Origin of the sequence: Blastococcus atacamensis, assembly GCF_002938425.1 — a bacterium.
Lineage (GTDB): Bacteria > Actinomycetota > Actinomycetes > Mycobacteriales > Geodermatophilaceae > Blastococcus > Blastococcus atacamensis.
Genome location: NZ_POQU01000007.1, coordinates 43,485 through 63,045 on the forward strand (window position 1 = coordinate 43,485; position 19,561 = coordinate 63,045).

Here is a 19,561-nt window from a genome sequence, read left to right on the forward strand (position 1 = left end):
ACAGTAACCACGCGGGTCAAAGACCTAACACGAAATCCGTCACAGTACGCAATGGCGACGGACGGTCACGCAGAGTCAGGAACCGGAATGTCACCGTCTGGTCGCGCCGGAGGGCTTCGTCTTCGACGCCACCGCGTCCCCGCTCGGCGGACCACTGGGCCGCCGAGCCGCCCGGCGCTTCTTGGTGGCCGTACCCTGCTCCGCCGGCGGCGTCGGCGCGGCCCGCGGGGCACGCGCAGGTGCCGCGGCCTCGGATGCGGGGACGGGGACGGGGACGGGGACGTCGGAGTCGTAGCCGTACACCCTCGACGCGTCGGCCGAGGGCGGCACGACGGTGAGCACGACGCCCAGCGTCTTCGCCCCGACCCGGGTCAGCACCGCCGCCGACTGCTCCAGTTCCTCGCGCCGGGTCTTCCCGTGCTGGACGGTCAGCACGACCCCGTCCATGACCACGGCGACCGCACTGCCGTCGGAGACGGGCAGCAGAGGTGGCGTGTCGAAGATGACGAAGTCGTTGCGGGCCCGCAGGTCGTCGACCAGGCCGGCGAGCCGGGACGATGACAGCAGTTCGCTCGGGTTGGGCGGGATCGACCCCGCCGCGAGCACGGACAGGTTGCCGTTGCCGTAGGTCTGCAGGACGTCTCCCAGGTCTGCGGCACCGGACAGGATGCTGGTGAGGCCGGCCCCGTCCACCAGACCCAGGTACTTGGTCACCCGAGGACGCCGCAGATCCGCTTCCACGATGGCCACCCGGTGACCGCCCTCGGCCAGGCTGATGGCCAGGTTGACCGCCACCGTGCTCTTGCCCTCCCCTGCCACCGAACTGGACACCATGATCACGCGCGGCGGCTGGTCGACGTTCAGGAACTGCAGGTTGGTGCGCATCTGACGGAAGCTCTCCGCGGCCGCGGACCGGCTGTGCCGCGCCAGGACGTGCTCCTTGGCGAGGTGGGGGTCACGGGTGACGACACCGATCACCGGCGCACCCGCCACGGCGGAGGCGACCTTCGGGTCCCGCACCGAGCGGTCCAGCCGCACCCGGAAGTACGCGCTGGCGAAGCCGACGACCAGTCCGATCACCAGGCCGACGGCGATGTTCCGGTAGAGGTTCGGCGACGCGGGCGAGGTGGGCACCTCGGGACTGTCGAGGACGGTGACCTTGACGGGGACCGTCGTCACCGGAGGCTCTGCCGGGTCCGTGGGCGTCGTCGTGGTCGTCTCCACCTCTTCCACGAGGAGGGTGAACTCGCTGGCGATGGCGGCGGCCAGGTCCCGGGCGCGCTCCGGCGAGGAATCCGTGACCACGATGTCCAGGACCGTGGTGTCCGGGATCACCGAGGCCTCGATCCTCTCCTGCAGCTCCCGCGGGGAGAGCTCCAGCTCGAGATCCGAGATCACCCGGTCGGCCAGCCGCTCGCTGGTGAGCAGCTGGACGTAGGACGTGACCCGGTTCTGGGAGAACTGGCTGCCCTGGAAGGCGGCGGCGGTGGACGTCGCATCCGTCGACGTCACGAACAGCTGCGTGGCGGAGGTGTACGTCGGCGTCATCAGCAGAGCGGTCACGGCACCGACCGCTCCGCCGAGGAGGAGCCCGATCACGGGCAGGAACCACCCGGCCCGGAGCGCCGCCATCGTGTCTCTGAATTCCACTGATTCCTCGTTTCCGGTATCCGACCCCCGCACGGGTGCCAGGTGCAGCCTTTCTACGACGGCGCCGTTCATGGTGCCGGGCGCCACCCCCGACCGAGCAGTTGCTAGGCCGAGTTCCCCTGCGTGCCGCGCTCAGGGTTCGACGTCGCGGTGCCCGGCGGATGTGACCCCGCCACGCACGCCGTCCAGTACGTGACGAAGGTGTGCTTGACGGCGTCCGTCGAGTACCGCTCCTGCACCCGCTTCCGGGCCATCCGGCCCAGTTGCCGCGCCATGTCCGGCGAGTCGGCGATCCGGCGGATCGCCGCTCCCAGGGCCAGCGGATCGGCCGGTGGTACGACGAGACCCGTGTCACCGATCACCTCGGCCACCTGGCCGACGTCCGTGCCGATGACCGGCGTCCCCAGGCTCATCGACTCCAGGATGCTCATCGGCATGGCCTCGGCCCGGCTGGGCAGGACGAGGGCGACCGCGGTCCGCAGCCGGGCGAGCACCTCGGCCGGTTCGACCGAACCCTCGACGACGACGCCGTCGGGAAGGGGCGCCGGCAGGTCGAAGCGGGGTTCGAGACCCCCGAAGACGGTGAGCTGGTGGCCGGTCACCTGCGCCGCGGCCCAGGCCTCGAGCAGGACGTCCGCGCCCTTGCGCAGCCCGACCTCACCGGCGAAGACGAACCCGGAGCGCGCGTCGGAGGACGGTTCGTCGTCGACCGGCACCGCGTTGGCGACCTTGATCGTCGGCACGCCCAGCGGTTCCAGCACGTCGGACGCCGGGTCGGTCAGCACGAACACCGCCGACGGCCACCGCAGCACCCGGCCGGCCAGCCGGCGGTGCTCGCGCACGAAGGCGACGAACTGCGAGCCGTGCACCAGGACGGTGCAGTGGACGCCGCGCCGGCGGGCGATCCCGAGCAGCAGTCCTTCCCGGAGGAACGACCCCTGCTGGGTCAGGTGGAAGTGCCAGACGTCGGTGGAACTCGTCGGCGCGAACACGACGCGCAGCGCCGTCCGGACGAAGGACGTCAGCGTGCGGCGGCGGTTCCCGTGCCAGTAGGTCGGCCACTCCCGGACCTCGAGGTCCGGGTCGGCCCACGAGTTCATGGTGCGCACCACGGAGGCCACACCGCCGGCGCCCTGGGACGCGTTGCCGATCTGGGTCACGCGCAGGGCGCTGCGCGCCCCGGCGGTCACGATGTCCCGCCCCCTGCTCGGCGGATCACGACGTCGGGCGGGTCGAGGTCGTCGGTCCGGAGGTCCTGCGGATCCCGGAGCAGTACCAGCCCGCGCTCGGCGAGCTCGCGGACCACCTGGAGCTGGTGGTCGTCGACGTGTTCCCCGCGCTCGACGCGCCGGGGGACGACCAGGGGCCGGACGCCGAGTTCGAGTGCTCGCAGGAGCGTGCCCACGCCGGCATGGGTGACGAACACGTCGCTGTCGGCCACGAGCCGGTCGAAGACCTCGGCGCCCAGCTCCCGGTTCACCTCGCCCGGGAGGTCGTCGCGGTCCGTGGCGCCCAGCTGCCACGTGACCGTGTCGCCGGGACGGAGCTGGTCGCGCACGGCGTCCACCAGCGAGTCGAACCGGAACGGCTGGATGGTGCCCAGGCTGACGAAGATGCTGCGCGGGGCGCCTTCCTCCCGGACGACGGGATCGGGCACCGGGACGACCGCGAAGTCGTCCAGCAGCGAGGGACCCAGCCGCCAGCCGGGCCGATCGGCCCAGGAGGCGTGCTGGCTGTAGCGCTCGACCCCGGGGAGGCGTTCGAGGATGCGGCCGGTGGCCGATGGGCCGTCGAAGCGCGAGACGCTCTCGATGTAGACGACCGGTATCCGCCGGACCTTGCCGATCACGTAGGCGGCGAGGCCGATCGCGGCGCCGGTGCTGAGGACGACGTCGAACTGCTCGCGGCGCGTCTGCCGGTAGAGCCGGACGACCGCGCGGAGCGTCTGCCGGACGCCGCGAGGCGGTACGTAGTCGAGGAGGACGACGCTGCGACCGTGCAGGAGCGATCGGCTCTGCTCCGAGGGGAACGTGGCGAAGACCGAGTCCGGGCGCAGTTCCAGCACCTCGGACCAGCGCACGATCTGCGCCAGGTGGCCTCCCGTCGAGGCGACGAGGAGCGCCCGCTTGCCGCGGAATGCGGTGGACAGATCCACCGTCTCACCTGCCGTTCGGTACTCGTCGCCCTGAGCTGACACATCCAGGAGCGTAGAGCGCCCACGGCTCGGGGTCCTTTTCGTGGGCATCTTTCGCCACAAGGCCTGACGGGACCGCTCACCGGAGCGGAACCGGCGCCCGGCTTCCCGCCCCCTCGGCGTCCCGGGGCTCGGCCGGCCCCTTCCCGATCCCGGCTGCCACCGGTTCCTGCTCGGGCGTGATGTCCGTCGCGTCCGCCTCGGATGCCTGCTGCTTCCTCCCGAACGAGCCCAGCAGGCCCACCAGCAGGAACAGCGGCACGTAGGACGGCGGGGAGACGAACACCGGGTTGCCGGTGGACTCCAGCAGGTACTGCGCGATCCAGGCGATACCGGTCAGCCCCAGCCAGCGGACGATCGGCCGCTCGTCGAAGGAGAGGCTGCGGAGCCGCCGGAAGATCGCGACCAGCGCCAGCACGAACGCGAGGGTGCCGAAGATGCCGGCCTCACCGAGGATCGCCGGCCACATGGTGTCGGTCAGGAACAGGTCGTTCCCCGCGGCCTCGGAGAGACCCCAGATGTGCTGGTAGCCGCGCTCCAGGTAGATCGGGCTGTAGTACTCCGACGCCGTCTCCGAGCCGAACCTGCCGAACCCGGCACCGAGCGGGAAGTAGTCGAGAGCCACGTAGAAGGAGTCGGTGGTCATCACCGTCCGGGCTGCCGTGCCCTCGGACTGGTCGACGTAGGTCGACACGAGGGCCGTCATCGCGTTGCTCAACGTCGAGGCGAACACCACGACGATGCCGAGCACGGTGAACACCGCGGTCGCGAACACGCCGGGCCGGCGTGCCCGCGAGCTGAGCCACAGGAAGCTGCCCATCATGCCCAGCCAGGTCTTGCGCCGGAAGGAGAACACGGCCACCAGCGCCATGCCGATCGACAGCAGCACGGTGGTGCGCGAGGAGCCGACGGCGGTGTTCCAGGCGACCACCGCGAGGAAGCCCATGGCCGCCATCAGGCCCAGCGTCCCGGGCTCCACGAAGGGCCCGATCAGCGACGGGATCGAGGCCCGGTAGCTGACCGTGTCGATGTTGCCGATCAGCAGCTGCCACGTCTGCGGGATCGCGAGGTTGACCAGCGAGCAGGCGATGATGAAGAGGAGGACGACGACACCACCGCGCGCCAGGCGGTGGACGTCCGATGTCGTCCACTGGATCTGCGCGATGGCCAGGGCGAGCAGGATGCCCTTCGCTGCCAGCGATGTGCCCGCCCCCAGCACCACCGGCGGCACGTCGGCGGCGAGCGCGCTGACCACGCCCAGGACGAGGAAGACGACGAACCAGCCGAAGCCCGGGAACGTCCTGATCGGCTGGCCCCGGAGCAGCCGGGGGCCGAGGCAGACCAGCAGCGACGCGGCGATCACCGCCTCGTCGGCCAGGTCCACCGCTGCGACGTCGGTCAGCACGGCCGCCGACTTGCCGAACAGGCAGACCAGCAGCGCGACCGCCACGAAGCGCTTGGGCCGCAGGAAACCCCAGGCGACGATCGGCAGGCCGAGCACGGCGACGAGCACCAGCACCGGCTCGAACGCGGCCGCGACGGTAAGGACGACGACCGCGACGACAGCGGGCACCAGGGTGCGCGCCATGCTCCTGGTCAGCGCATCGCCCATTCCCGCCTCCTCCCGTACGACTCGTGCCGTCCTTGAACGCCGCCGAAGGGACGGAGCGTCACAGAGCGCCGAGGCCCGAGGATGCCACGGTCGGGCAAACCAGCCCAGGAAAACGGCACGTCCGGGCCCCTGACGGGGTGTGACGCACACCGCGCCGACCGCGCTGATGATCACGCTCCGCAACGGGAGCAGTGCCGGATCCGAACCGATCACCACCATGTCGGGCTACCGGGCCGGTTCTGGCTGGCCATTCCGGCATTCCGTGGCCGAACATGGCGGGTGCCCTGTGGCGGGCAACGGAGACCCCGGCTCGCGGACATGCCACACACATCAGTCTGACAAGTGGAGTACTGCATGAAGATCTCGGTCATCGGCTGCGGCTACCTGGGAGCCGTGCACGCAGCGTCGATGGCGGAGCTCGGCCACGACGTCGTCGGGATCGACGTCGACCGCGCCAAGATCGAGCTGCTGTCGCAGGCGAAGGCGCCGTTCTTCGAGCCCGGTTTCGAGGAGCTGCTGTCCCGCACGCTCGGGACGGGGCGGCTGCGGTTCTCCACCGAGTTCGCCGATGCCGCCGGCGCGTCGGTGCACTTCGTCTGCGTCGGCACCCCGCAGAAGCGCGGTGAGTACGCCGCCGACATGCGGTACGTGCAGGGCGCGGTCGAGTCCCTGCTCGGGGTCGTCGCCTCGGGCGAACTGGTCGTCGGGAAGTCGACGGTTCCGGTGGGGACGGCGGCCGCGCTGGCGGAACTCGTGGCGAGCAAGGTGCCCGGGGCACTGCTCGCCTGGAACCCGGAGTTCCTCCGCGAGGGCTTCGCGGTCCAGGACACGTTGCACCCCGACCGGCTGGTCTACGGGCTGCCGGCCGGGCCGGACGGCGACACCGCCCGCGCGCTGCTCGACGAGGTGTACGCGACCATCGTGGAGCGCGGCACGCCCAAGGTCGAGAGCGACTACGCCACCGCCGAGATGGTGAAGACGGCGGCGAACTCCTTCCTGGCCACCAAGATCTCCTTCATCAACGCCATGGCGGAGCTGTGCGAGGCCACCGGCGCGGACGTGAAGCTGCTCGCCGACGCGATCGGCTACGACGACCGCATCGGCCGGAAGTTCCTCAACGCCGGGCTCGGCTTCGGCGGGGGCTGCCTGCCCAAGGACATCCGCGCCTTCATGGCCCGCGCCGGCGAGCTCGGTGCCGACCAGGCCCTGACCTTCCTGCGCGAGGTCGACAACATCAACATGCGGCGTCGGATCCGCATGGTCGAGCTCGCCCGGGAAGTCTGCGACGGGTCGCTGCTGGGCAAGCGGGTGGCGGTCCTGGGCGCGGCCTTCAAGCCCGACAGCGACGACATCCGCGACTCCCCCGCGCTCAACGTCGCCGCCCAGCTGCAGCTGCAGGGCGCGGTGGTGCGGGTGACCGACCCCGCGGCGGTGGAGAACAGCCGGCGGCTCTGGCCGCAGCTGGACTACGCCGACTCCGCCGAGGAGGCCGCCGAGCGCGCGGACGCCGTCCTGGTGCTCACCGAGTGGAAGCAGTACCGCGAGCTGGACCCGGTCGCCTTCGGCAAGGTGGTGCGACAGAAGCGGGTGCTCGACGGCCGCAACGCGCTCGACCGCGACGCATGGACCTCCGCCGGATGGGCGTACCGGGCCCTCGGCCGGCGCGCCGGCTGACGGCTCCGTGCACAGACCAGCCGAAAGCGCCCTCGAGGCCGGTTCCCCCAGGCGGGGGCGCCTCGGCCGGGCGTTGCGCGGGGGAAAGCTCGCCGGCCGGGCGCTGACCTTCGCCGATCAGGGGATCTCCAGCGCCAGCAACATGCTGCTGTCGGTGTCCATCGCCTCGGGCGTGAGCGCAGCGGTGTTCGGCGAGTTCGCGCTGATCTACAGCATCTACTGGCTACTCCTGGGCGGAACCCGCGCAGCCGTTCTCGACCCGCTGCTCATCACGCAGCACAACACGCTCAAGGACGCACCGGTCCACTCGATCGCCGCGCTGTCCGCGACGGCGGTGGGCGCCCTCGGCATCCCGATCGGGCTCGCGCTGCTCCTCACCCCCCTGGACGCCGCCTGGGCCGTCTTCTTCCTGGGGCTCCCGGTGCTGCTCCTGCAGGACGCGCTGCGCTACGTCGGCTTCCTGGCCGACCAGCCGGGCCGGGTGGTGCTCCTCGACGGCGTCTGGCTGGCAGTCATGGTCGTGGCCACGGTCCTGGCCGTCACGGACGTCATCTCGGGAACGGCTGCCGTCCTCGGCCTGTGGGTGCTGGGGGCCCTGCTGGCGAACCTGCTCGGGCTCCTGCTGCTCCGGGTCCGGTTCGCGCGACTGCACCTGCGCCGGCGGCTCCGGGAGATCTGGCCGGTGTCCGGCCCGCTGCTCGGCGACTTCGCCCTCTCCAACGGCGCCTCCCAGCTGACGGTGTTCCTCCTGCCGTTGGTGGCGAGCACGGCGCTGCTCGGTTCCTTCAAGGCCGCCCAGGTGGCCAACGGCCCGCTCAACATCACCGTCGCGGCCGCGACCGTCATCTGCCTGCCGATGGTGGCCGGCGCGGTCGATTCCCCGTCCGGCCGGGCCGTCGCCCTGCGCATCGGCCGATTCGCCTCGGCCGCGCTCGCCGGGGTCGCCGTCGTCTACGGGGGTGCGCTCGCGTTGCTGCCGGAGGACGCCGGGCGGGCCCTGTTCGGCCCGTCGTGGGGGTCGGGCCTGCTCGTGGCCGCCGTGAGCGTGCAGATGGTCCTGTTCGGCATCACCCACGGGGCGTTGCTCGCACTGCGCGGCTCCAGCAACACCCGTGCGGCGCTGTGGGTGCGCGTCATCGTGACTCCGATAGCGCTCGTCGTCCCGATCCTGTTCACGGCACTGTGGGGGCGCACGGGCCTGATGGTCGGGATCCTCGTCGCTGCCGCGGCGATGTCCCTGGTCAGCTGGATCGCCGCCGTCCGGGTGATCCGCGCCGGATCAGGCTCCGTCGCCGAGAAGGACCCCGATCCGGCTCCTGTTCCATCCGGGCACGACCCCGTCGCCGGAGCGCTGCCCGCCGCTCCGTGACGAGAGGCCGGACGGGACCCCGGGCCGGGATCAGAGTGCCGGCAGCGTCCACCAGTCGCCGAGCTGACGGTCGAAGCTGCGCGGGCTGAACGGCGCGAGGCCGCTGGAGGGGTACGGGCTGGTCTCCCCGAACCAGACGACGCCGTCGACGTTGTAGAGATCCACTCGGAGGAAGTCGAAACCCGCTCCCAGGGCGGCGGCAGCGGCGAGCATCCGGTCCAGGGTCTCGGGCCGGTCGACCACGGGGGCCAGCGACGACCGGTTGGTGACGGTGAGCGGCTCCCAGTCGCAGGTGTACATGCGCTCCACGTGCTGGGTGAACCGCCCCTGGTGCACTTCGACCAGCCGGGGCTCCCCGTCGAACACGAAGATCTTGTAGTCGTCCGGGGACGATCCAGGCGCTCCGATGAACTCCTCCACCAGGAATTGACGCTCCGCCCGGCTGTAGGCCCATTCACCGAGGACCTCGGAGTTGAACTCGTCGAGCCATCCGGCGGTCCTCCGGAGGAGGTCCGGGACGTCGGCCGCACCGGCGCCGAAGATCACCCGCATCGTGCCCTGCGTCGGCTTGAGCACCCAGGCGCTGGGAAGTTCGACGTCCGCCAGCTCCCGCAGGTCGACGCCGTGCCAGTAGGTCTCCGGGATGCGCACCAGGTCCCCGGCGCGCTCCGCCGCGTACTCCTTCATGGCCAGTTTGTCGCACGTCCGCACGAGGAGGTCGCGCCGGTCGTGGAGGATCCGCCAGTTGATCTTCTCCGTGTAGGTGCGCGGATCGCGCACCCGCGGGAAGCGGCGGTGCTTGACGGCGTAGAGCAGACGACGCCGCGCAGGAAGCGGGAGGGCGCTCATCGCCCGGTAGTACGCCGTGCGCCCCGCGTCGAAGAGCCGCGCCCGCGGGTCCGAGGCCTTGTTCGACATCCCCTGCCTTCCGGGCACCACGTCGTGCCACACCAGCGATTCAGCCTTGGCCCGCCGTGCGACGCTGTCGGCAGACGAGTCACGGCACGAGCCGGTGCAGGATACCTCCGGCGGCAGGGGGCGGCACCGGACGGATGACCGGCGCCCCGCCGGCTCCCTCAGTCCGCTGCGTCCTCCAGGGCCACGCTCTTCTCGGAGGGGCCGCGGCGGGCGTCGGTGAAGTAGACGGTGTGCTCGCGGTCGGTGTTGTTCGCCGCATAGATGCCCTGCTTGAAGTACACGCTCTGGCCCTGGTACAGGTTGGCCGCGACGGCGTGCACCTTCTGCTCGCCGTCGATCCACACCCGGGTGTCCCCCTCCTCCGGGTCCGAGGACCACTCGATCCGGACGACGTGGTCCAACCACTCACCCACCACCAGCGGGCCGAGGTCGTACACGGCGGTGTACTGCGAGACCTCCTCCCCGAGCAGCCCGCCGCGCACCGACATCCGGATCTCCGGGTCGTCCCCGTCGGTGACCCACAGGTCGACGTTCGGGGAGCCGCTGTTGGCCTCCTGGTGCCACTGCGTGTAGATGAGGAACTCGTCCTCGCCGTCCCACTCGAAGTCCTCGGGGAAATAGCTGGACCAGGAGTACCACTGCACGTCGCCCTCGGTCGGAGCGCCGGCTTCGGCGACCGTGGAACGCACTTCGCCGCGGATCGTGGTGGTGACCCCGAAGGTGTGGTCGCCCGGCCCTGCGGTGAACGCCGCCGCGTGCTCGTAGCCGGGGCGCACCGGGTCGTCGACGACCTCGACCTGCTCGGGCCTGGCGACCTGGACCTCGCTCCACGCGGCGAGGGTGCCGTCGGCGTAGCTCCACTCGTGCTCGTCGTCCACCCCGGCGGTCGAGGGGTCCGCTCCCGGCGACGACGTGGCGCCGCCGTCGCCGCCGCCCGGCGACGGCGCGGCCGGCAGCTCGGACGCCGGCGCCTCCGAGCTGCTGATGGGCGTGGAGACCGTGTCCGCCGGTGGCCGGGGATCTTCGGATCCGCACCCGGTGACGAGCAGAACGGTGGCGGCCGCGAGAACGAGTGGGAACTGCCGGCGTCGTCGTGTCACAGCGAGCCCTTCGCGACAGGTTCTCGGGGAAAGAGGGAGCTAGAGCACCGACGGCGTCCGGACTCTGCGACGTCGACCCCGTCGTGGGCCTTCGATCGAGCGGACGACCGAGATTACCTGCGGGAAGCTGCCCCGCGCATCGCCGCGTTCCGCCCGCGCCCGCTTCCGCTGCGTTACGTACGTGACAGATCCCGCGCGGGCACGCGTTCCCGACTATCGTCGCCGGGGATGACCTGCACCGGGCCCAAATTCGAGCCTCGGGCGCTGCGAGCGCCTCGAGGCCGCTAACGATGTCGGCGACCCCGGCGAGCCGGTCCGCCCGGTCCGATCCGGCCGGCGCGCGCCATGGCCGACGCCCCGAGCAGCAGGGGGGATCGTTCGGCGCCCGTTCCTCGACCCCGGTGACGAGGCTCGACTCCCTGACCGGGCTCCGCTTTCTGGCGGCCCTGCTGGTGTTCGCCTCCCACACGCTGGCGTTCTTCGACCGGACGCCGATCGGGACGTCGCTCCACCCGTCGCTGGAGCCGGGGGCGGCCGGCGTCTCGTTCTTCTTCATCCTCAGCGGGTTCGTGCTCACCTGGACGCACCGCCCCGGCGACCGGGCCGGGCCGTTCTATCGCCGGCGGTTCGCGCGCATCGCGCCGTCCTACTGGGTCGCCGTGGCGCTGTTCATCCCGATGACGGCGGTCGCCCGCCCGGAGGAGACGGGATCGCTGCTGCTGCACATGGCCCCCCAGTTCCTCGGGCTGCACGCCTGGATCCCCGATCGGGACTACTACTGGGCCGGGAACGGCGTCACCTGGTCCATCTCCTGCGAGATGTTCTTCTACGCGATGTTCCCGCTGCTCATCGTGTGGGCGGTGCGCATGTCGCAGCGGGCGCGGTGGTGGGCCGCCGGGGTGCTCGCCGCGCTGGTGGTGATCCCGCCGCTCGTGCTGCGACCGCTCACCCACGGGGTCAGCGTCGCCGACTGGGCGATCTTCATCTTCCCGGTCCAGCGCCTGTGGGAGTTCGTCCTCGGGATCCTGATCGCGTTGTGGATCAGGAACGGCGGCCGGCTTCGCCTCCTGGGTCTCCGGGGCAGCCTCGGCCTGGTCGTGCTCGCCTACACCGTCGCGGTGTTCTCCCCTCCCTATCTCATCTGGGTCGTGCTGCTGTTCGTCCCGTTCGCCCTGACGATCGCGGCTGCGGCGCAGGCCGACCTCGACGGTTCCCGCTCGGTGTTCCGGCATCCCGTGCTCGTCAAGCTCGGTGAATGGTCGTTCGCCTTCTACCTCACGCACCAGCTGGTGATCCGAGCGGTGGACTACGTGCTGGCGCCCACCACTGCGGGGCAGGCGATCGCCGCCTCGGTCCTGAGCCTGATCGGTGCGCTCGCCAGCGCGTTCGTGCTCTACACGTTCGTCGAGCGCCCCCTGGAGAAGCGGCTGCGCGGAGGCAGCCTGCCCATCAGCCTGGGCGGCACGGGGCACGCCGGAAGGCGGTAGGAGATGTCCGTCCTCTCGAGGCGACGGGGCCGGCGGCGCCACCGGTCACGAGCTCCGCGGAGCCACTGGTGGAGCGAGGCGCCATGGTGGGCCTGGGCGTTGATGGTCGTCGCGGCGGTGGCGTTCGCCGTGGCCACGATCCTGGCCGTCCAGCGCCACCGGAACCCGGTGACCATGGACGCCGCATCCGGGCGGCCCTCCGCGACGGCAGGCCCGGTCGAGGACGCGAGGATCGTGGTGATCGGCGACGGCTACACCTCCCGCGCCGCGCAGGGCGGCGAGGACCCGACCGCATGGCCCTCCTTGCTGGAGCAGCGCCTCGAGGACGGAACCGTCGAGGTGTCGGCCGCGGACGGCGCCGGATTCGTGCGCGCGAACGTCTTCGGGCGGACGATCGGCAGCCTGGCCACCGCGGCGCCGCTGGCCGAGGCCGACGTGGTCGTCGTCTTCGGCGGCCGCGCGGACGGGCCGGACGTCACCGAGGAGGTGCGGACGGCTGCATTGGCCGTCCTCGAGCAGGCCCGCGCGGCGGCGCCGGAGGCCTACCTGGTCCTGATCGGCCCTGCCGAACCGGCGGATCCGGTGCCGGCCGAGGTGCCGGCGAACCGCGATGCGATCGCGGCAGCCGCTGCGGAGGCCGGCGTCCGCTTCGTCGATCCGCTGACGGAGGGCTGGCTCGGCGGCGGGGACGGCCTCATCACCACGGACGGCAGTCCCACCGAGGAGGGGCACCGCGCCCTGGCCGACCTCATCGAGCCGATCGTGCGCGACGCCCTGGCCTGACGCTGCGGTGCCGCCCTTCGGCACACGCTCAGCGTTCGCGTCGGCGCCCGGCGGCAGCGGTGAGCACGGCCAGGGCGGCCAGCGCCGCCAGCCAGCCCAGCAGCAGGAACACGTCGCCGACGTGCAGGCCGCGGTTCTGGGCCACCGTGGCCACGACCGGGCCGTCGTTGACGTACTCGCCGGTGATCAGCAGGAAGGCGAAGCCGGTCAGGACCAACCCGACGACAGCAGCGCATCCCCAGCGGACCATCGTGCGAAGGTAGCTGCCCGCCGCTCATTTTGCGGCGGCGGAGCCCGCTTCGGTGGACGCTTCCTTGCCGACCCGGGCGTCGCAGTCGGCGATGCGCCGGAGGACCGGCAACAGCGCCGCGGCGACGGCCGCGCCGACCTCCTCGTGCGCTTCGACGGGCCGCCCCATGGGATCGCGGATGTCGTCGGCCTCGCTGCTGGATCGGCGGGACCGTGCCGCGGCCATCGCCTGCACGAGGCTGCGAACGCGGGCGGCGAAGTCGGCACCGGCGGGCGGCTCCGCGGCATCGTCGAGGTGGGCGGCGATCAGGTCCGCGGCCTCGATGAGGGTGAAGGTGCGGGCCAGCATGCGGGGTGCCTGCTCCAGCACGTCCTGCCGGTGGGCGCGGGTCATGGTGAGGACGAGGTCCGCCTCTGCGGCCATCTGCCCGGCGAACTGCCGGGCGCGGAAGTCGCCGGCCTCGGCGCCCAGGCCCTGGAGCACGAGGGCGCTGTCGGGGTGCATCTCTGCGTCGACGACGGCCCTCGTCCCGGCGCTTTCCAGCCGCACGGCGGCTGCCCGCTCCTTCATGACCTCGGTCAGGTACGCCCGGCCGAGCCGTTCGGCCAGCGCCGAGCGGCAGATGTTGCCGGTGCAGACGAGCAGGACCGTGACGTCGGGTGAGGTGGGCCGGCGGCTGGTCACCGGCACATCTTCGCGGTCAGTACGCGCCCGATCCTCGCAGGACCGCTCCGAACGTCTTCCAGAGGATCATCAGGTCGAAGGTCAGCGTCCAGTTCTCCACGTAACGGACGTCGATCCGCACCGACTCGTCCCAGGAGAGGTCCGAGCGGCCGCTGACCTGCCACAGGCCGGTGATGCCGGGCTTGACGAGGAGGCGGCGGCGCATGTCGAACCCGTACTGCTCGACCTCGCGGGTGACGTGCGGCCGCGGGCCGACGAGGCTCATGCTGCCGTTGAGCACGTTGAACAGCTGGGGCAGCTCGTCGAGGGAGTAGCGCCGCATGATGGCGCCGATGCGCGTGACCCGCGGGTCGCGCTTCATCTTGAACTGGACGTCGTTGCCCTCGTTGCTCTGCTCGAAGAGGGTGTCGACGATCTTGTCCGCGTCGGGGACCATGCTGCGGAACTTGTAGACCGGGAAGGCCTTGCCGCCCAAGCCGATGCGGTCGTGCTTGTAGAAGACGGGCCCGCGGCTGGTGAGCTTGACCGCGAGGGCCAGAGCGATCAGCACGGGTGCGATGAGCACGATGCCGACGAAGGCGGCGGTGCGATCGAACATGCCCTTCACGATGCGTCGGTGGCCCTTGAACTCGGGGCGCTCGACGTGCACGAGAGGCAGGCCGGCGACGGCGCGGATGCGCACCCGGGGGCCGGCCACCTCGGTGACGGCGGGGGCGAGCAGCAGCTCGGCTTGGGTCTCCTCGAGGTCCCAGCCGAGGCGGCGCAGGGCTGCTCCGTCCAGCTCGGGCGACGGCAGTACCGCCACGGTGTCCACCTCGTACCGGCGAACGACGTCGACGACCTCGTCCAGGGACCCCAGGACGGGCAGGCCGTGGAAGGTGGCAGCCGAACTGCCGGCCTGCTGCGGAACGCAGCAGCCGATCACGCGGTAACCGTGCTTGGGCTGACGAATGAGCTGATCGTGCAGCTCGGCCACCCCACCCCGGTGACCGACGACGATGGCCGTCTGCTGGAACTCACCCTTCGCCCGGCGCCGGTGCAGCAGCTCGCGCTGGAGGATGCGGTGCCCCATGGTCAGCACGGCCGCCAGCGGCAGCGCGACCACCGCGAAGCCTCGCGCCAGCTCGAGCCGGAAGGCCCAGGAGAGGGTGCCGACAGTGGCCAGGAGCATGGCGGCGGCGAAGAACACACGCCGGAACTCCTCCGGACCGGTCCAGAGGAAGCGCTCCTCGTAGGAACGCGCCACGAGCATCGCCGTGACCCAGAGCAGCGGGAACAGGAAGATGACCGCAGCCAGACTGCCGGCCCCCCCGAGAACGCCACTGACGGGCTGGGCTTCCGCGAGCTGCCCGAGGGCGCCGGCCACGACAGCGGCGCCCGCGTCGAGCGCGACCAGGCGGCGGACATAGTCAGCACGCCACGCGCGGCGGGCCTCGGTGCCCTCGCCACGAAGGCGAGCGGCGCTCCACGACCCGCGGCGATTGCGCTGCTGTGGAACGAGGCGAACCGCCTCGTCACTCCGGACATCGAGCATGGACAACCGCGAACCCCCGTGCGCGCTGGCCCCGGACCAGCGCCCCGGGCTTACCGATCAGTGCAGATCGGGAACTTCATCGTTCAACCGACGGGAGGAAGGTACCGATAAAAAGCTCGCCGCGGAAGGTTTCGCTCCTCACGTTCGGGGCACCGACGCCCTTCTAGGTGACAGACGCCTTCCCGCCCGTGGGGCCTAGGCCCTGCGACGACCGGTCCTGGGGGCAGACTCCGCCCCAGGTGCTGACTCCCCGTAGTCGGAGCCGTAGCCATACGCGGCGCCGACCCCGGCTTTGGGCGGCACGATGTTGAGAATCAGGCCGAGACTCCGCGCCCCAACCCGCTCCAGCGTTGCTGCGGCCTGTTCCAGCTGATCAGTCCGCGTCTGCCCGTAACGAACCGACAGGACGACACCGTCGACGATCACGGCGATGCCCGTTGCGTCCGCGACAGGCAGAAGCGGTGGCGCATCGATCAGCACATAGTCATGGGAGACCCGAAGCTCTTCGAGAAGAGAGAGCATGTGCTTGGAAGCAAGCAATTCGCTCGGGTTAGGAGGGGCGGGCCCCGCGCCGATGACAGAGAGCCCCGTATCGGCGAACGGCTGGATAACGTCCGCTACGCCCGCGGTGCCGGCCAGCACGTTCGTCAGTCCGACTCCTCCGACAAGTCCGAGATAACGAGTGACCCGAGGACGGCGAAGGTCAGCGTCCACTAGTGCGACCTTGCGCCCCGCCTCGGCGAGGGCCAACCCCAGGTTGATGACCGCGGTCGTTTTGCCCTCTGACGGCATGGCGCTCGACACCATGATGACACGCGGCGGGTTGTCCACGTTCAAGAACTGCAGGTTCGCCCGAAGCTGGCGGTAGTCCTCCGCTGCGCGGCTCTGCCCCTCGCGGTTGAAGAAGTGCCGCTCCGCCAAGTGGTCGTCCCGGATGACGGCGCCGATTACCGGCACCCTTCCGAGCCGACCGGCCTGCTCTGGGTCCTTGATTGATCGATCGAGGTACCCGCGCAAGAGGACCGCAAAGGCACCGAGCACCAGTCCGAGAACGACCCCAAGCGCCAGGTTGCGAACCGTGTTCGGCGAACTGGGTGCCTCAGGCAGTTCGGCCGCGTCGGTGACTGTCACCTTCACAGGCGCTACAGCAGCGCCAGAGGGGGTCTCCAGCTCCTCGACGAACTCCTTGAACTGCACCCCGACAGAATCTGCGATTCGCTGGGCCAGTTCGGGCGATGGATCCGTCACACTCACGTCGATCAGCACCGTGTCGGCAGGCGCAACGGCCGTGATCTCAGCGGCGAGTTCCTGCGGGGTCATGTCGAGACCAAGATCGTCGATGACGCGGTTTGCGACCTCCTCGCCCCTCAAAAGCCGCGCGTAGGACGTCACCCGCTGCTGGGAGAACTGGCTGCCCTGGAACGCTGCAGTCGTGGTGGTTGCGTCCGTCGTCAACACGAAAAGCTGAGTCTGCGCCGAGTAGAGCGGGGTCGCCGTAGCGCTGACCGTCGCACCCACGACCAGGCCCAATAGCGCACCGAGCAACGGCAGCCACCAGTACGTCCGCAGCCGCCCCACGGCGACCCTCAGCTCCACCGACGCCCAGCCTCTCCATCGACGTGTCCGCTCCCCGGCAGGCACCCGACGAAGCCAGCGGAGAGTACGCCATTGAAGCGCATCGAGCGCAATCGCCGCGCCCTCACCAGTCGTCCACCAGCGGCATTGCCAGGGTGCGCAGCTCTTGGATGAGGGCGAGGCGCTCGCGCCCCGCCTTGACCCGGCCGGCAGTGACAGCCTCGTCATAGGCTTGGCGCAGGTCCGCGGACTTGGTCAACTCCGCGACCTGCCTCAGAACTGTTTCGACATCAAATGACCAGACGTTGTGGACGTAGTCACCCAGTCCCAGGTCCCCGAACGCCCCCCACCCTTTTCGCTCGTACGCGAGATGGACGACGTAGTGACCCGCGTTGAGCGCCATGAGAGCGGCGTGCAACCGGACAGCGATGACAACCCGGGGCGGACCAGTCAGCAGCTCGCTGGCCGTGACAACGTGGCGCGGAGCCAGGGACGCCATCGCGTCCACATCCGAGTTGGCGCCCACGTCGCTTTGTACGTATCCGTCGAACTCCTCCAGCCGCCCCGCCAGCCGGCGGACGGGATCACTGACGCGCCCGAAGACGGCACGCACGCTGAGGACCGGCGGCCCGGCGGGGGACGAATCGCGCCTCCTCGCCACTGCCTCAGCCGAAGAGACCACCATGTCGGCGACTCGCCTCGCGTTCGGGCCACCGAACTCGGCCATCGAGCGATCGTCCCGGAGGTAGACCCGGTCGATGCGACGAAGGAGGCGCTTGACCGCAGCACCGAGCAGCGGCGGAAAGGGCCCTACCGATTGAGGTAGGTAAGCGCGCCGGGCGGGGTAACGGCCGGCGATCACGAGTTGCACCACGTGGATCACGACGCACTTGAGCGCCGCTGACAACGTCGGACCTCTCAGATATCCGCCACCCACGCCAACCACGAGGTCATAGCGTCGCCAGTACCGAACGACGTGTCGGGGCAGCCCGGTCCGCGACAAGAACGCCCTCGGGTGCGTGCCCACGACCTCTACGTCGGGATAGGCGAACGACTCGGGATAGTGCGCTGCAACCGCGAGCTCGACGTCCGCACCGAAGGCTGAGCGAACGACCTCGATTGCCTCATCGACGAGAAGTCCATCTCCACGGTTGGCGGCACTGTAGGCGTGCAGGATGAGGACCTTCACGAGAGAACCCGTCGGTAGACAGCCTGGTGCGCATCGATCGAGGTATCCCATGTAAACGCTCGCGCCCACGCCGGCCCTGCCTGGCCGCAAGCGCGTAATGCCGCCGTGTCCCCTAGAGCACGAATCAGCCCGTCCTCGATGTCGTCCACCCCCGTACCGGAGAGCCGGAGCGCCGGGCCAGCGACCTCGGCGAGCGAGCCGTTGCTCGAACACAGCACCGGGGACCCGCATGCCAGCGCCTCGAGGACCGGGAAGCCGAATCCCTCGTACAGGCTCGGGAAGAGGAAGAGCGAACAGTTTCGCAGAAGCCAGAGCTTCTCCTCGGGAGAGACGAACCCGAGCCATCGCACCGCGGGTCCGGCCGCTTCGATCTTCTTCAGCGTCTCGTCGTAGTTCCACGCGGGCTTTCCGGCCAGCACCAGGATCGGCGCGTTGTCGTCTCTCGCCCTTAGACGCGCGTGGGCGTCCAGCAGCGCGTCCAGATTCTTCCGTGGCTCGATGTTCCCCAGGTACAACAAGAAGTCGCGTGGAACGAGACCGTCGACGGCCCCCACCGAAGCATCTTCTTCGGTGGCGATCCGGTAGGTCGGGTCGATCCCATGGTGGATCACCTCGACTTCGTCCGGCCGAAGTCCGAAGACAGACGCCACGTCGTCTGCACTTGACCGGCTCACCGTAATCACGGCATCTGAGAGGCAGATGGCACGCGCGACACGGCGACGCCACACCGTCTCCTGTCGAGGGGTGCGCGCCGTAGAGATCCAGCGGCTGGCGATGCCGTGCACCGTGACCACCGTGGGGGTCCGCGAGGTAACGAGGGGGCCGGTGTCCGCCGTGTAGTGCAGCAAGGCATCGTTTCGGCGGCCAAGCGCGAACAACGACTCCTTGACCATCGTGAGGGAGGCCGATGTGCTGAAGGGCATGGCGCTGACCGTCCAACCCCGCGCCCGGAGCCCGCCTGCCAAGGCCTGGCTGTAGGTGGTGTTCCCGCCGACGTGACGCTCCAGGATGCGTCCTGGCATGTAGACCTTCACCCAGCCACCTTCCGATAGATGCCGGCCAGCCCGCCCGGTGGAACGAGGTCGCGCAGTCCCTGCAGCATGGCCGCTGACCGACCGATCGCTTCCTCGTACGCCGACTCCGAGGCATGCAACGCCTGCAACATCTCCGCTGCGCCCGAGGGCGTCGATGCCTTGTCCATCGCGACCCCCTCAAAGGCCGCGATTTCTCGCACCACGACCGGAAGCCCTAGTGCTGCCGCGTCGAGGACGCTAATCGGAAAGCCCTCATAGGAAGCCGAGTGGAAGTACGCAGAACACCGCTTCAGCTCTTCGCGAACTGCAGATGGCGACAGCCAGCCGGTCACCTCCACTCCGGCCGCTCGGAGCTCGCGCACGGCCTCATCCTCGCCGGTGCCAATCCAGACAAACTCGCAGTCGTCTCCTCGCCCGACGAGCTCGTTCCGGACCATCACGAGAAACTCGGGATCCTTCTGTGGAGAGATACGACCAACCATCGCCACGCGCCGATTCTGACGCGCTG

Annotated in this window: 17 protein-coding genes; 4 read left to right on the plus strand and 13 right to left on the minus strand. The window is 70.2% G+C overall.

What is annotated here, in order from left to right; all coding sequences use genetic code 11:
• Window positions 1–90 precede the first annotated feature (90 nt).
• The 4 genes from C5508_RS03465 to C5508_RS03480 all read right to left on the minus strand — a co-directional run bounded on the left by C5508_RS03465 (window position 91) and on the right by C5508_RS03480 (window position 5,456).
• Window positions 91–1,650, minus strand: a complete 1,560-nt coding sequence (locus C5508_RS03465) for a polysaccharide biosynthesis tyrosine autokinase (protein WP_198597836.1) — start codon at window positions 1,648–1,650, stop codon at window positions 91–93.
• Window positions 1,651–1,754: 104 nt separating this feature from the next.
• A complete protein-coding gene (locus C5508_RS03470; RefSeq protein WP_104523559.1) occupies window positions 1,755–2,840 on the minus strand; it encodes a glycosyltransferase family 4 protein in 1,086 nt (361 codons plus the stop codon).
• On the minus strand, window positions 2,837–3,805 hold the full coding sequence (locus tag C5508_RS03475; protein ID WP_113684637.1) for a glycosyltransferase: 969 nt from the start codon (window positions 3,803–3,805) through the stop codon (window positions 2,837–2,839). The genes C5508_RS03470 and C5508_RS03475 overlap by 4 nt, the downstream gene beginning before the upstream one ends.
• Before the next feature lie 118 nt (window positions 3,806–3,923).
• Complete coding sequence (locus C5508_RS03480) at window positions 3,924–5,456, minus strand: O-antigen ligase family protein (protein ID WP_104523561.1); 1,533 nt, start codon at window positions 5,454–5,456, stop codon at window positions 3,924–3,926.
• A gap of 354 nt (window positions 5,457–5,810) precedes the next feature.
• On the opposite strand from C5508_RS03480, the gene C5508_RS03485 reads away from it, so the two are divergent.
• Together C5508_RS03485 and C5508_RS03490 are read left to right on the plus strand one after the other, a co-directional pair.
• Window positions 5,811–7,130, plus strand: a complete 1,320-nt coding sequence (locus C5508_RS03485) for a UDP-glucose dehydrogenase family protein (RefSeq protein WP_104523589.1) — start codon at window positions 5,811–5,813, stop codon at window positions 7,128–7,130.
• A gap of 73 nt (window positions 7,131–7,203) precedes the next feature.
• Window positions 7,204–8,499: an MATE family efflux transporter gene (locus C5508_RS03490; protein WP_104523562.1), complete on the plus strand. Its 1,296-nt coding sequence runs from the start codon at window positions 7,204–7,206 to the stop codon at window positions 8,497–8,499.
• Window positions 8,500–8,529: 30 nt separating this feature from the next.
• On the opposite strand, the gene C5508_RS03495 is transcribed toward C5508_RS03490, so the two are convergent.
• Window positions 8,530–9,417: an ATP-grasp fold amidoligase family protein gene (locus C5508_RS03495; protein ID WP_104523563.1), complete on the minus strand. Its 888-nt coding sequence runs from the start codon at window positions 9,415–9,417 to the stop codon at window positions 8,530–8,532.
• Window positions 9,418–9,575: 158 nt separating this feature from the next.
• Complete coding sequence (locus C5508_RS03500) at window positions 9,576–10,517, minus strand: polysaccharide lyase (RefSeq protein WP_104523564.1); 942 nt, start codon at window positions 10,515–10,517, stop codon at window positions 9,576–9,578.
• Between the two features lie 401 nt (window positions 10,518–10,918).
• Here C5508_RS03500 and C5508_RS03505 point away from each other — a divergent pair, with 401 nt between their 5' ends.
• Entirely contained in the window at window positions 10,919–12,004 is a 1,086-nt protein-coding gene (locus C5508_RS03505) for an acyltransferase family protein (protein ID WP_157943954.1), read from the plus strand.
• A gap of 102 nt (window positions 12,005–12,106) precedes the next feature.
• Window positions 12,107–12,787, plus strand: coding sequence for an SGNH/GDSL hydrolase family protein (locus tag C5508_RS03510; RefSeq protein ID WP_198597837.1), 681 nt, complete (start codon window positions 12,107–12,109; stop codon window positions 12,785–12,787).
• A 28-nt stretch (window positions 12,788–12,815) separates the two neighbouring features.
• On the opposite strand, the gene C5508_RS03515 is transcribed toward C5508_RS03510, so the two are convergent.
• The 7 genes from C5508_RS03515 to C5508_RS20170 all read right to left on the minus strand — a co-directional run bounded on the left by C5508_RS03515 (window position 12,816) and on the right by C5508_RS20170 (window position 19,541).
• A complete protein-coding gene (locus C5508_RS03515) occupies window positions 12,816–13,037 on the minus strand; it encodes a hypothetical protein (RefSeq protein WP_157943957.1) in 222 nt (73 codons plus the stop codon).
• A 24-nt stretch (window positions 13,038–13,061) separates the two neighbouring features.
• Window positions 13,062–13,721, minus strand: coding sequence for an arsenate reductase/protein-tyrosine-phosphatase family protein (locus tag C5508_RS03520; RefSeq protein ID WP_104523590.1), 660 nt, complete (start codon window positions 13,719–13,721; stop codon window positions 13,062–13,064).
• A gap of 16 nt (window positions 13,722–13,737) precedes the next feature.
• Complete coding sequence (locus C5508_RS03525) at window positions 13,738–15,255, minus strand: sugar transferase (protein WP_104523568.1); 1,518 nt, start codon at window positions 15,253–15,255, stop codon at window positions 13,738–13,740.
• 195 nt (window positions 15,256–15,450) lie between these two features.
• Window positions 15,451–16,851 (minus strand): polysaccharide biosynthesis tyrosine autokinase, encoded by a 1,401-nt coding sequence (locus C5508_RS03530; RefSeq protein ID WP_198597838.1) that lies wholly within the window; start codon window positions 16,849–16,851, stop codon window positions 15,451–15,453.
• A gap of 103 nt (window positions 16,852–16,954) precedes the next feature.
• Window positions 16,955–18,019 carry a polysaccharide pyruvyl transferase family protein gene (locus C5508_RS03535; protein WP_157943958.1) on the minus strand — a complete coding sequence of 355 codons (1,065 nt, stop codon included), beginning with the start codon at window positions 18,017–18,019 and terminating at the stop codon, window positions 16,955–16,957.
• Window positions 18,016–19,053 (minus strand): glycosyltransferase family 4 protein, encoded by a 1,038-nt coding sequence (locus tag C5508_RS03540; RefSeq protein WP_198597839.1) that lies wholly within the window; start codon window positions 19,051–19,053, stop codon window positions 18,016–18,018. Before C5508_RS03540 ends, C5508_RS03535 begins: the two co-directional genes overlap by 4 nt.
• Entirely contained in the window at window positions 19,050–19,541 is a 492-nt protein-coding gene (locus tag C5508_RS20170; RefSeq protein ID WP_269801748.1) for a glycosyltransferase, read from the minus strand. The genes C5508_RS03540 and C5508_RS20170 overlap by 4 nt, the downstream gene beginning before the upstream one ends.
• Window positions 19,542–19,561: the final 20 nt, after the last annotated feature.